Raw genomic sequence first — 12,409 nt, 5'->3', positions numbered from 1 at the left:
AAAAGAAAAAGGCAATCGATCATGATTGCCTTTTTTGATGCGGATAACAGGAGTTGAACCTGCACGTCTGTTGACACTAGAACCTAAATCTAGCGCGTCTGCCAATTCCGCCATATCCGCAGAGTTTCTTCTATATATAATAGAATAAAAGAATAGAAGAGTAGATATAAAAAAATCAGATATAAAATTATATCTGAAATTTTAATGAGCCATCGGGGACTCGAACCCCGGACAACTTGATTAAAAGTCAAGTGCTCTACCGCCTGAGCTAATGGCCCATATAAATTAAGTTTTTGACTGGGCTAGCTGGATTCGAACCAGCGAATGCAGGAGTCAAAGTCCTGTGCCTTACCGCTTGGCGATAACCCAAAAGCATCGCTTAATATGCGATAAAGAAAAGGGTGGATAGAGGGACTCGAACCCTCGGCCTCCAGAGCCACAATCTGGCGCGCTAGCCAACTGCGCCATACCCACCATATAAGTGAAACATCCATATGGAACAGCAGTAGTGCCACAGAATGAAACAAATAAATGTGCCCGAAGGGATTCGAACCCCCGACCCACGGCTTAGAAGGCCGTTGCTCTATCCAGCTGAGCTACGGACACATTTTAAATTCCCGCTATAAATATTAGCGAAAATAAAGAGCGGGTGATGGGAATCGAACCCACGTATCTAGCTTGGAAGGCTAGTGTTCTACCATTGAACTACACCCGCATGATTGCTTAACAGTGTTTAGATTTATGATTATCTAAGTCGGGGTGACAGGATTCGAACCTGCGACCTCTTGATCCCAAATCAAGCGCTCTAGCCAAGCTGAGCCACACCCCGGAACAAAGTGTTTGTCGTTTTTTTATGTTCGTCATATCTCTGACGCAAGACATATTATACATAAACACCCCCTTGATGTCAACAATAAATTTTATTTTTTTTTGCATTTTTTTTGACAGAGCGGATTTCCTTAGGTTTTAAGCCACTTTCCAGTATTTATTTTTTTGAATATTATATATGGACTGATGATAATCTCATACATTTTAGCATTAATTTAAAGTTTTCGAGGTCTGGCAGGTGTGTATCTGTTGCATATAGATCTTTTAAAAAAATCGGATAAAAATTGAATCGGGTAACAAGCTGTGCTATAGTAAGGGCTGCGACAGTTTAATTAAGAAAAGAGAGAATGGAATGAGTGATTTTTTATTTAGTATAAATGCGACAGTGCCGATCTTTCTGGTGATCCTGTTGGGGTGGTTTCTGAAACGGATTGGGCTGATCAATGATGAATTTGCAAATATAGCAAATAAATATGTGTTTAAGGTATCCCTTCCGGTGCTTTTGTTTCGGGATATCGCAACAACCTCGGTATTAAAAGACGTAAATATGAAATTTGTGGCGTTTTGTTTCTTCGGAACTTTTATTATGTTTGCATGTGCATGGTGCTTTGCAAAGATATATTGCCGGGATAAGACGATGGTCGGAGCGTTTGCGCAGGCATCGGCAAGAGGAAGCGCGGCGGTGCTTGGAATTGCCTTTGTAGAAAATATCTGTGGAAGCTCAGGGACGGCTCCGCTTATGATCGTTGCGGCGGTACCATTGTTCAATATCCTGTCCGTTATTATGTTGACCTTTGGGGGCAGAGATAATATCCATGGTGCAGACGGAATCAAAACGGCATGCATTAATATTTTAAAGAATCCGATCATAATCGGCATCGTGCTCGGAGTTCCGTTTTCATTATTGAATATTCCGATTCCTGCGATACCGATGAAGACGATCAATTATATCGCACAGACGGCGACTCCGATCGCATTGATCGCCATAGGAGCAGGTTTTAATACAAAAGCAGCACTGGAGAAAATGAAGCCTGCGGTTACAGCAGCTCTTATGAAGCTAGTCGTATTTCCTTTGATCTATATGCCGATTGCGGTTAAGCTTGGGTTTGCACCGAGTGAATTGGCAGCAATCCTGATCATGACAGGCTCACCGTCCACGGTAACCTGTTATATCATGGCTAAGAATATGAATAATGATGAAGTCCTGTCATCAAATACGATCGTGCTGACAACCCTGTTTTCATCGATCACGATAACGGTATGGGTATATGTCCTTCGCGTTATGGGATGTATATGACACAAGTAATAATAAAAATCCTTGAATAAACAGAAATGGGATTAAATTAGAAGTAATGAATACAGAGAACAAATGAAAAGATTAGGATAATATAGAAAATTAAAATACAGAGAATGGAGAAAGAAGATGAAAAATATAGTTTTGATCGGAATGCCTGGTTGTGGAAAGAGTACGATCGGTGTGGTACTTGCCAAGGTTCTTGGATTTGATTTTGTAGATGCAGATGTGTTGATCCAGAAGAAGCATGGTAAGCTGCTTCGTGAGCTGATCGCAGAATATGGAGATGATGGGTTCCTTCAGATAGAAAATGATGTAAACAAAGAAATTGACTTAAAGAATACGGTTATTGCAACCGGAGGAAGTGTCGTATACTGTGATGAAGCCATGCAGCATTATGTAAAAAATGATATTGTAGTATATATCGAGCTTCCATATGGAGTGATCGCTTCCAGACTGGAAAATGTAAAACGGCGTGGCGTAGTGTTAAAGGATGGTCAGACTTTAAAGGATCTTTATAACGAGAGAATCTTATTGTATGAAAAATATGCACAGATCACGGTAAAAGCCGAGGGACTTTCCGTAGAAGAACTCATGGATACGATTGCAGAAAAAGTGTTGGCATATGAGAAGACACATTAATGTGAAGATCGAGCGTAAACAGCATAGATCCAAAGTAATGATATGAATTTGGATCTATGCAGCGGGTTTATGAAGTGCTAAAAACAGATTGGAAAAACGACTTCTGAACAGCAGAATGGAATATTTGGCGAAAGCTGAAAAAATATCTGCAAGGAAGTCGTTTTTTATATTGACGAAAATGGATGTATCCAATATAATCTATTTTGTGGTTTAAAACGTAGAACTTTAAAGTTGCTTGACTTCAACGCAATAAAGCAAAATGAGCCGGATTATGTCAGAATTCGAAAATCAGAAATTATAAGATGCGCTATTGTTGGTGGAAAGTTGGCTGTAAAATTCTGCGAATACAAAAATGAGAAGTGACGGGAGGTCGACATGGTTATTAAAGTGATTATGCTTGTTGTATTCTTTGGCATAATGATCGGTGTAGGATTTTATGCAAGAAAACAGGCCACAGATGTGAACGGATTTGTACTGGGAGGAAGAAGCGTAGGCCCATGGCTTACAGCATTTGCATATGGTACGTCCTATTTTTCGGCAGTTATTTTTATTGGATATGCAGGACAGTTTGGATGGAAATACGGAATTGCATCCACATGGATCGGAATTGGAAATGCGATCCTTGGATCTCTGCTTGCATGGGTAGTGCTTGGCAGAAGAACCAGACTGATCACGCAGAAGCTGGATTCCAGAACAATGCCGGAATTCTTTGAGAGAAGATATAACAGCAAATCCATGAAGATCATTTCTTCCTGGATCATATTCATATTCTTGATCCCATATACGGCTTCATTGTATAACGGTCTTTCCAGATTGTTTGGAATGGCGTTCGACATTGATTACAAGATCTGTGTTGTTGCTATGGCAGTTCTTACCGGTATCTATGTAATTGTTGGCGGGTATATGGCGACAGCGATCAATGACTTTATTCAGGGACTGATCATGCTGGTTGGTATAGTAGCAGTTATCTATGCAGTATTAAACGAGAGAGGCGGACTTACAGGTGCGTTAGACAAGCTGGCTCGTGTAAATGATCCGGCGGTTTCGGATACACCGGGTGTATTTGCATCCTTCCTTGGACCGGATATCTTCAATCTGGTATGTGTTGTCATATTAACCTCACTTGGAACATGGGGCCTTCCTCAGATGATCCAGAAATTTTATGCGATCAAAGATGAGAAATCAATCAAGACTGGAACGATCGTATCTACTTTATTTGCAACGATCGTAGCCGGAGGATGTTATTTCCTTGGTGGTTTTGGACGTCTGACCGAGACGGATGTAGCAACAGAAGGATTTGATGCGATCATTCCACACCTGCTTGAGAATCTTCCGGAAGTATTGATGGGACTGGTGGTTATCCTTGTATTATCTGCTTCGATGTCTACCTTATCTTCATTGGTTCTGACCTCAAGCTCCACACTTACGATCGACTTTATCAAAGCATCGATCGCACCGAAAATGTCAGAGAAGAAGCAGGTCCTTACAATGCGGATCATGCTGGTAGTATTTATCGCATTATCGGCGGTCATTGCAGTCATTCAGTATTCCAGCAAGGTGGCATTTATCGCACAGCTTATGGGTATTTCATGGGGTGCGATCGCAGGTGCCTGTCTGGCTCCGTTTTTATATGGTCTGTACTGGAAACGCACGACAGTGGCAGCCTGCCTTGTTAGTTTTATCTGGGGCGTAGGCATCATGACACTGAACTTTATCAGTAATACATGGCAGTTATTTAGTTTTCCACAGGCATTACAGTCACCTGTAAACTGTGGTGCAGTAGCGATGATCGGTGGATTGATCCTTGTTCCGATCGTCAGTCTGATCACAAAGAAACCGGATCAGAAGCACGTAGAGGAGATCTTCTCCTGCTATGAAGCGACAGTAACCGTACCTCAGAAAGAAGCACTGGATTAATATTATACACAAAATATACATGACATGCATAAAGCCGGCAGAAGGAAGATATCCTGTTCTGCCGGCTTTGATTTTTATGAGAAATGCAATAATGCTGCCTTAAATATAACATTTTCTGCATAATATAATAATTTGAAAAATATATAAAACATGTATGATCAAATTAAGAATGCAATGCTGGGATATAAAAATAAAAAATATTTTTGCATATTTATTAATTAATGCTTGAATATTATACATAATAACTGTATAATCATGGAAGATTATACGAACTGTATTTTCCTATGAAAGCGGTTGACGGAAGAAAATGCAGAGAGTAAGATAAGTGAATGTGTAGAAATACAAATAGGACGATGGCTGTAACGGAAAATGACCGGTTGCAGCAGATTGGAGTAAGATATGATAAAAGCAGGAATTATTGGTTCAACCGGATATGCCGGTCAGGAAATAGTAAGAATTCTTCTTGGACATAAGGATGTGGAAATAGTCTGGTATGGTTCCAGAAGTTTTATAGATAAGAAATATTACGAAGTATTTGGAAACATGTTTCAGATCGTGGATGCAACCTGTCTGGGCGAGAACATGGATGAACTGGCTGGGAAAGTGGATGTTATTTTCACTGCAACCCCACAGGGTTTATGTTCTTCTCTTGTAAATGAGAATATCTTATCAAAGGTTAAGATCATTGATCTGAGTGCGGATTTCAGAATTAAGGATGTTGCTACTTACGAGAAGTGGTACAAGATCGAGCATAAGAGTCCGGAATTTATCGACGAGGCCGTATATGGTCTGTGTGAGATCAACAGAGATAAGGTAAAGGGATGCAGACTTCTGGCAAATCCGGGCTGTTATACAACCTGCTCTATTCTTTCCTTATATCCGCTTGTAAAAGAGAAGTTGATTGATCCGAATACGATCATTGTAGATGCTAAGTCCGGTACATCAGGAGCAGGACGAGGAGCAAAGATCCCGAACCTGTTCTGTGAGGTAAATGAAAGCATTAAGGCATATGGAGTAACGACTCATCGCCATACACCGGAGATCGAAGAACAGCTGGGATATGCATACGGCAGTCCGATCATGATTAATTTCACACCACATCTGGTTCCGATGAATCGTGGTATTCTGGTTACGGCATATGCTTCATTAAAAGAAAAGGTAGATTACGATACTGTTCGTGCTGCATATGACAAATATTATGCAAACGAGAGATTTGTCCGTGTTCTTGACAAGGATGTATGTCCGGAGACACGTTGGGTAGAGGGCAGCAATTATGTAGATGTCAACTTTAAGATTGATGAAAGAACCGGACGTATCATTGCAATGGGAGCACTTGATAATCTGGTAAAGGGAGCAGCCGGTCAGGCAGTTCAGAATATGAATATTATGTTTGGACTTCCGGAAGAAGAAGGACTGCTGATGGCTCCGGTATTCCCATAAAGAGTAACGGCATCGGATATCGTGGAAGAACAGATGATATAAGGCGGTGATCGGTATGGAGATCATTTCCGGCGGAGTGACAGCTCCAATCGGATTTCTGGCAGCAGGTATGCACGCCGGAGTAAGAAAAAATAAAAAGAAAAAAGACATGGCATTGCTAGTCAGCAAGTGTCCGGCGAAGACAGCTGGAGTATTTACACAGAATGTAGTCAAGGCTGCACCTGTTATGTGGGACAAAGCATTATGTGACGATATCGGCTTATGTCAGGCACTGGTTGTAAACAGTGGAGTGGCAAATGCATGTACCGGAGAAGCAGGAGATGTTGATGTGGCGCATATGGCAGAGCTTGCGGCAGTAGAACTTCAGGTACCGGCTGATCAGGTTGCGGTTGCTTCGACCGGAGTAATAGGTATAAGGCTTCCGATGGAGACGATCGCGCATGGAATCCGCGAACTTTCAGGAATGCTTTCCGATGATTTGGAAAGTGGAAGTCATGCGGCGGAAGCCATTATGACGACCGATGTATATAAGAAAGAGATCGCGGTAAAGCTGCAGATCAAAGGGAAGACAGTTACCGTCGGAGGCATGTGCAAAGGTTCCGGTATGATCAATCCGAATCTTGGAACGGTGCTTGGATTCCTGACAACGGATCTGAATATCAGTCAGGAGTTATTGCAGAAAACACTGAGAAATGATGTCATAGACACTTATAATATGTTATCTGTCGATGGGGATACTTCAACGAATGACACCGTTATGATATTTGCAAATGGCATGGCAGGAAATGATGAGCTGCTTGAAACGGATGCGGACTATCCGGCATTTGCGGAGGCACTTCGATATATCAATACCTACTTCGTGAAGCTGATCGCAGCGGACGGCGAGGGAACGACGAGGATGTTTCAGGTACAGGTAGCAGGGGCGGAATCCAAGGAGGGCGCAAGAAAGCTTGCAAAATCCGTGGTGACATCAAACCTTGTAAAATGCGCCGTATACGGTTCGGATGCGAACTGGGGACGTCTGGTGTGCGCGATGGGACAGAGCGGGATCGCTTTTGATCCATATAAGGTAGATATTATAATATCCAGTGAGGCCGGTTCCTTAAAAATAGTTGAAAACGGGGTCTGTACCGATTATGATGAAGAAAGAGCGACGGAGATCCTGTCGCCGGATCAGGTATGTTTTCATGCGGATATGCATGCCGGTACAGAGACAGCTTCCGCGTGGGGCTGTGACCTTACATATGAATATATCAAGATAAATGCAGAGTATAGAAAGTGAGGAAGTAAATAAGATGGTAAAGGGAGATTATACAGTAGATCAGGTAATATCAAAAGCACAGACACTGATCGAGGCTTTGCCTTATATCAAGAAATTTCAGGGGAAAACAATTGTTGTAAAATATGGCGGAAGTGCTATGTTGGATGAGAATCTGAAATACAATGTGATCGAAGATGTTGCATTATTAAAGCTGGTTGGACTGAAACCGGTTATCGTGCATGGTGGCGGTAAGGAGATCAGCAAATGGGTAGAGAAGATTGGAAAAGAGCCTGAATTTATCAATGGACTTCGTGTAACAGACGGGGAGACAATGGAGATTGCCGAGATGGTATTATCCAAGGTAAATAAGAGTCTTGTCAGCATGATGCAGAAGGTTGGTTTAAAGGCTGTGGGTATCAGTGGAAAGGATGGTGGACTGTTTACCGTTAAGAAGCGTCTGCCGGGCGGAAAAGATATCGGTTATGTAGGCGAGATCACAAAGGTTGATACAGAGGTGATCGATGCACTGGTCGATCAGGATTTTATACCTGTTATCGCTCCTATCGGTGTCAGTGAAGAATATGAGGATTATAATATTAATGCTGATGATGCTGCATGTGCTGTTGCAACAGCATTAAAGGCAGAAAAGCTGGTATTCTTAACAGATATTGAAGGTGTATTTATCGATCCGACAGATAAGTCTACCCTGATCTCAGAAATGGATATCCATGAGGCAAAGGATATCATTGAGAAAGGTGTTGTCGGCGGTGGTATGCTTCCAAAGCTTAATAACTGTATCACAGCAATGGAAAATGGTGTATCAAGAGTTCATATTTTGGATGGTCGCCTGAAGCATTGCCTGCTTCTTGAGTTCTTTACTCAGAAGGGTATCGGTACTGCAATCTTAAAAGAGCCATTATTCTAAGAAGCACATTCAATGAAAAGTTAAAAGTAAAACAGAAAAAGACCGGAGCTGTGCACCGATAACGAGAAAAATCGGATGCCGCAGGACTGGTCTTTTTCTATTTTGCTATTGTAAAAGGAATCGAAGTTCGTTAAAATGGGGGTGTGCATGAGTGTACCGGCATATCAAGGAGGTATGCAGGTATGATAATAAAGAAAAAACTGTTATATGTAGGACTTGCCGGATGGATGTTGTTGTCCGAGATTACTCTGGCCGGATGTCGGAAAAATGGCATGATACTTGAGACAACAGAGCAGAATACCGGTTCACAGAATGATACGGCATATGCCGAAGACGCCGTGGTAGGTTCTGTTACAGAAAGGGATCAGGAAGACACAGAAGCCATAATAGACACAGAAGCTATAAAAGACACAGAAGCTATAAAAGACACAGGAATCTGTGTATTTGTCTGTGGGGCAGTAAAACAAGAAGGGGTATATGAACTCCCGATAGGTGCAAGGATCAATGATGCACTTCTTGCAGCAGGCGGATTTGCAGAGAATGCTGCGGAGCAGGTGGTAAATCTTGCAGACTTTATCGAGGATGGACAGAGGATTTATTTTCCGACGGAGGAAGAGGTGCAGGAGCAGCCAGAACGCTGGCAGGATCCGGAAACAGAAACGAACGGACAGACAATGGAAGCGGGAGTAGTGAATATCAATACTGCCGGGAAAGAGGAACTGATGTCATTGTCCGGGATTGGTGAAGCAAAGGCGGAGAATATCATAACTTACAGAGAGACACAGGGTGCATTTGAAAAAACAGAAGATATTATGAATGTGAATGGTATCGGAGAGAATTTATATCAGAAGATAAAAAACGATATTTGCGTGGGTCGGTAGAGATATAGAAACAAAGGAAAGGTGGAAATCTGGTATGAAAAAGGTATTGGTCGTAGATGATGAGAAACTGATCGTGAAAGGTCTGAAATTCAGTCTGGAACAGGATGATATGGAAGTAGACGTGGCATATGATGGCGGAGAGGCGTTTGAGAAGATCAAAAACAATGATTATGATATCGTTCTGTTAGACATCATGATCCCGGTTTATACCGGAATTGAAGTATGTCAGATGGTGCGTGAATTTTCCAATGTTCCGATCATTATGCTGACGGCCAAGGGTGAGGATATGGATAAGATCATGGGTCTTGAATATGGTGCAGATGATTATATCACCAAACCATTTAACATACTGGAGGTAAAGGCAAGGATCAAAGCTATCTTAAGAAGAAGCGGAAAAAAGGCAGAGCCTGTAAAACCGGTAAATATTTTAGAAATCAATGGCATGAAGGTAGAATTGGATAGCCGCCGTGTATTTGTTCATGGAAAGGAACTGAATCTGACAGCAAAAGAATTCGATTTGCTTGAGCTTCTGATGGCGCATCCGAATAAGGTTTATTCCAGAAATGAACTGTTAGATACGATCTGGGGCAGTACATATCCGGGAGATGCCAGAACTGTGGATGTTCATGTAAGAAGACTTCGTGAGAAGATTGAGGAGAATCCGGGTGAGCCGGTGTATATTCATACAAAATGGGGCGTTGGCTACTATTTTAAAGGATGATGAGACAGGGAATGCGTAAAGCATTCCTATCTTACTGGATTTTTTTGGAATGGAAAAAAGTAAAGATGAAAATGTAGAAAATAAGAATAAAAATGTCTGGAAAAACAGCAGGCGGAGGATCAGTCTTCAGGTTGTTATCTTTGTAATGATCATGGCAGGTTTTTATCTGATCTCAATCAGTATGAAAACGGTTCTGCTGCAGTTGATGTTGAATCAGAGATATAGTGATTGTGAAACACTGTTGCAGGAAAACGCAAAAAATCTGGAATATCTGATCAATGATATTAATTCGGAAACAGAAGGTACAAGCAAGACTTTTCATGGTATGAACACTCTGGCGTACAGCCTGTCTGCCAGAGTTATGATCGTAGATACTGATTACAGGGTAGCCTATGACAGCTTTCGTCTGTTGAAGGATACCTATATCATGAATAATGATATCTATGAGATCATGAAGGGAGACAGAGACGAACGGCTGGTACGGGAACAGTCCTACATTGAGTATATGTTTCCTGTGGTGAACCGGGAAGGTTATATTGATGATGTAGCTGTGATCGCAGTCAGTCTGGAAAGCATGGAAAATGAAAGAGGATATTTGTCATACCGTGCCAATATCTTGATCTGTATTTTTATGGTGATCGGGGTGCTGACAGCATTTTTCATTTCTTATATGGCGGTTCGTGATACCAGAAAGATCAAGAGTCAACTTGTAAATATGAAGGATGGATTTCTGGGACAGATTTCATCGGATGGCTTATGGCGAGAAGCTGGGAGCGTTGTTGACAATATGAATGGGATATTTGCCAAATCGCAGTTGTTGGAGGAATCCCGGCAGGAATTTGTATCAAATGTATCACATGAGCTGAAAACACCGATTACTTCAATGAAGGTTTTATCAGAATCGATCTTGATGCAGGATAATGTTCCGGTTGAGATGTACCGGGAATTCATGAACGATATTGTTTTAGAGATTGACCGTGAAGCGCAGATCATCAGTGATCTGCTGACGCTGGTCAAGACAGATAAGGGATCAGACAGCCTGAATATCGAGCGGGTGGATATCAATGAGCTGATGGAGGTTATTCTGAAACGGTTGACGCCTCTGGCAGAAAAGAGAAGCATTGAGATCACATTTGAAAGCTTCCGGGAAGTGGAAGCTGATATTGATAAGGTGAAGTTTACGCTGGCAATCTCCAATCTGATCGAAAATGGAATCAAATATAATGTGGATGGCGGATGGATCCGCGTATCCCTGAATGCCGATCATAAGAATCTGTATATTAAGGTTGCCGATTCCGGTGTTGGTATTCCGGAGGATTGTGTAGAGCATATATTCGAACGTTTCTACAGAGTAGATAAGGCGAGAAGCAGGGATACCGGAGGGACCGGTCTTGGACTTGCAATCTCAAAGAATATTATCGTTATGCATAAGGGTATTATAAATGTGTACAGTGAGCCTGGAAAGGGAACCACATTTACAGTACGTGTTCCGATGAACTATGTGAAATAAAGGAGCAGAAGATGGAGAAACGGATCATGCATATTATAAGCGGGATGCTGTTAGTTGTGGCTCTGCTGTTTATGACCGGATGTGGGAAAAATGGACATGCGGAGAGTCAGAGAACAGATACCGGTACGGATGCCGGGATGCAGACATATTCCGTATATTATATGAATCAGAAATGGACAGAGTTTTCTGTCTATGATACGAAGATCGATCAGTTGGAATCAACGGAAAATGTGATAGATAAGCTGATGAATCTGTTGATATCAACAGAAGACGAGCAGCTTTATAAGATTCCGGTTGCAGATGGAATGACCTATCAGCGATATTCTTATGATGGAAAAGGACTGGTAACGATCATGTTCAATCTGGATTATGATACCGCAGAGAATTATCAGATCCTGTTGTGTAAAATGGCATTTACAAAAACCCTGTGTCAGGTAAATGGTATTTCAGGGGTTTCATTTGAATTGTCGGATCTGATTGGAGAGAAGAAGGTAGATACAAGTGTTTACAATGCGGAATCATTTTCAACGATCGGTGATAATTTTATGGAGGCTTCTTATTCCGTGACGATCTATACGCCGGATAATACCGGAAAACGGCTGGATAAGCATACGACGGAGATTGATGCGTTGTCTTACAAAGCACCGGAGGAACAGATCATGGAAGCACTTCGAAATTCCCAGGAATGGAAGAGTCCGATCGATAAGGATGTAGATATTCTTGATATCTATGTGTTGGATCGGGTGTGTTATGTTAATTTCAGCAAGACCTTTTTGGATCATGTCGGTGATTATGATGACAAAGTGATCATTTATTCGCTGGTTGATTCTCTGACAGAGCTGTCAGATGTGGATGGTGTTGTATTTGAGGTAGAAGGCAGTCAGGATCTTGTATATGGAGAGAATTTGGATTTCTCAGAGACATACACAGCGAATTATTCAATGTGTAATTAGACAGGTACTGACAGATAGCGGAGGAAAAGAAAATAAA

10 protein-coding genes and 7 tRNA genes are annotated in these 12,409 nt (G+C 41.8%); 10 read left to right on the top strand and 7 right to left on the bottom strand.

Features of this window, described 5'->3' with window-relative positions; translation table 11 throughout:
• Nucleotides 1-38 precede the first annotated feature (38 nt).
• The 7 genes from WKT03_RS06415 to WKT03_RS06385 form a co-directional block, all read right to left on the bottom strand.
• A tRNA-Leu gene (locus WKT03_RS06415) sits at nucleotides 39-120 on the bottom strand.
• Nucleotides 121-205: 85 nt separating this feature from the next.
• A tRNA-Lys gene (locus WKT03_RS06410) sits at nucleotides 206-278 on the bottom strand.
• 19 nt (nucleotides 279-297) lie between these two features.
• Nucleotides 298-369, bottom strand: a tRNA-Gln gene (locus WKT03_RS06405).
• Between the two features lie 31 nt (nucleotides 370-400).
• Nucleotides 401-474 (bottom strand) — tRNA-His (locus WKT03_RS06400).
• Nucleotides 475-532: 58 nt separating this feature from the next.
• Nucleotides 533-606, bottom strand: a tRNA-Arg gene (locus tag WKT03_RS06395).
• Nucleotides 607-644: 38 nt separating this feature from the next.
• Nucleotides 645-715: transfer RNA gene (locus tag WKT03_RS06390), tRNA-Gly, on the bottom strand.
• A 39-nt stretch (nucleotides 716-754) separates the two neighbouring features.
• Nucleotides 755-829, bottom strand: a tRNA-Pro gene (locus tag WKT03_RS06385).
• Between the two features lie 351 nt (nucleotides 830-1,180).
• On the opposite strand from WKT03_RS06385, the gene WKT03_RS06380 reads away from it, so the two are divergent.
• The 10 genes from WKT03_RS06380 (at nucleotide 1,181) to WKT03_RS06335 (ending at nucleotide 12,372) form a co-directional block, all read left to right on the top strand.
• On the top strand, nucleotides 1,181-2,125 hold the full coding sequence (locus WKT03_RS06380) for an AEC family transporter (protein ID WP_340391244.1): 945 nt from the start codon (nucleotides 1,181-1,183) through the stop codon (nucleotides 2,123-2,125).
• A 126-nt stretch (nucleotides 2,126-2,251) separates the two neighbouring features.
• Nucleotides 2,252-2,764: a shikimate kinase gene (locus WKT03_RS06375; RefSeq protein WP_021943667.1), complete on the top strand. Its 513-nt coding sequence runs from the start codon at nucleotides 2,252-2,254 to the stop codon at nucleotides 2,762-2,764.
• Nucleotides 2,765-3,139: 375 nt separating this feature from the next.
• Nucleotides 3,140-4,681 carry a sodium:solute symporter family protein gene (locus tag WKT03_RS06370; protein WP_262529735.1) on the top strand — a complete coding sequence of 514 codons (1,542 nt, stop codon included), beginning with the start codon at nucleotides 3,140-3,142 and terminating at the stop codon, nucleotides 4,679-4,681.
• Nucleotides 4,682-5,080: 399 nt separating this feature from the next.
• Nucleotides 5,081-6,121 (top strand): N-acetyl-gamma-glutamyl-phosphate reductase, encoded by a 1,041-nt coding sequence (gene argC, locus WKT03_RS06365; RefSeq protein WP_021943282.1) that lies wholly within the window; start codon nucleotides 5,081-5,083, stop codon nucleotides 6,119-6,121.
• Nucleotides 6,122-6,176: 55 nt separating this feature from the next.
• Nucleotides 6,177-7,403 carry a bifunctional glutamate N-acetyltransferase/amino-acid acetyltransferase ArgJ gene (gene argJ / locus WKT03_RS06360; protein WP_021943283.1) on the top strand — a complete coding sequence of 409 codons (1,227 nt, stop codon included), beginning with the start codon at nucleotides 6,177-6,179 and terminating at the stop codon, nucleotides 7,401-7,403.
• Between the two features lie 13 nt (nucleotides 7,404-7,416).
• Complete coding sequence (gene argB, locus WKT03_RS06355) at nucleotides 7,417-8,307, top strand: acetylglutamate kinase (protein WP_044945251.1); 891 nt, start codon at nucleotides 7,417-7,419, stop codon at nucleotides 8,305-8,307.
• Between the two features lie 182 nt (nucleotides 8,308-8,489).
• Nucleotides 8,490-9,188, top strand: a complete 699-nt coding sequence (locus WKT03_RS06350) for a helix-hairpin-helix domain-containing protein (protein ID WP_340391240.1) — start codon at nucleotides 8,490-8,492, stop codon at nucleotides 9,186-9,188.
• Between the two features lie 34 nt (nucleotides 9,189-9,222).
• Entirely contained in the window at nucleotides 9,223-9,909 is a 687-nt protein-coding gene (locus WKT03_RS06345) for a response regulator transcription factor (RefSeq protein WP_117808803.1), read from the top strand.
• Nucleotides 9,910-9,958: 49 nt separating this feature from the next.
• Nucleotides 9,959-11,419 carry a sensor histidine kinase gene (locus WKT03_RS06340; protein ID WP_117785136.1) on the top strand — a complete coding sequence of 487 codons (1,461 nt, stop codon included), beginning with the start codon at nucleotides 9,959-9,961 and terminating at the stop codon, nucleotides 11,417-11,419.
• Nucleotides 11,420-11,430: 11 nt separating this feature from the next.
• Nucleotides 11,431-12,372: a GerMN domain-containing protein gene (locus WKT03_RS06335; RefSeq protein WP_117785135.1), complete on the top strand. Its 942-nt coding sequence runs from the start codon at nucleotides 11,431-11,433 to the stop codon at nucleotides 12,370-12,372.
• The last annotated feature ends 37 nt before the right edge of the window (nucleotides 12,373-12,409 follow it).

Source organism: Coprococcus sp. HCN-4056 (assembly GCF_037892645.1).
Classification (GTDB): domain Bacteria; phylum Bacillota; class Clostridia; order Lachnospirales; family Lachnospiraceae; genus Coprococcus; species Coprococcus ammoniilyticus.
The sequence above is the reverse complement of the archived record's forward strand: the minus strand, read 5'-3'. Positions and strand labels throughout refer to the sequence as shown.

Excerpts from the sequence above, each read along its gene's own strand:
- WKT03_RS06335 (WP_117785135.1), top strand. The coding sequence starts at position 11,431 with ATGGAGAAACGGATCATGCATATTATAAGCGGGATGCTGTTAGTTGTG.
- WKT03_RS06345 (WP_117808803.1), top strand. The coding sequence starts at position 9,223 with ATGAAAAAGGTATTGGTCGTAGATGATGAGAAACTGATCGTGAAAGGT.
- argC (WP_021943282.1), top strand. The coding sequence starts at position 5,081 with ATGATAAAAGCAGGAATTATTGGTTCAACCGGATATGCCGGTCAGGAA.
- WKT03_RS06380 (WP_340391244.1), top strand. The coding sequence starts at position 1,181 with ATGAGTGATTTTTTATTTAGTATAAATGCGACAGTGCCGATCTTTCTG.
- WKT03_RS06375 (WP_021943667.1), top strand. The coding sequence starts at position 2,252 with ATGAAAAATATAGTTTTGATCGGAATGCCTGGTTGTGGAAAGAGTACG.
- WKT03_RS06370 (WP_262529735.1), top strand. The coding sequence starts at position 3,140 with ATGGTTATTAAAGTGATTATGCTTGTTGTATTCTTTGGCATAATGATC.
- argJ (WP_021943283.1), top strand. The coding sequence starts at position 6,177 with ATGGAGATCATTTCCGGCGGAGTGACAGCTCCAATCGGATTTCTGGCA.
- argB (WP_044945251.1), top strand. The coding sequence starts at position 7,417 with ATGGTAAAGGGAGATTATACAGTAGATCAGGTAATATCAAAAGCACAG.
- WKT03_RS06350 (WP_340391240.1), top strand. The coding sequence starts at position 8,490 with ATGATAATAAAGAAAAAACTGTTATATGTAGGACTTGCCGGATGGATG.
- WKT03_RS06340 (WP_117785136.1), top strand. The coding sequence starts at position 9,959 with ATGGAAAAAAGTAAAGATGAAAATGTAGAAAATAAGAATAAAAATGTC.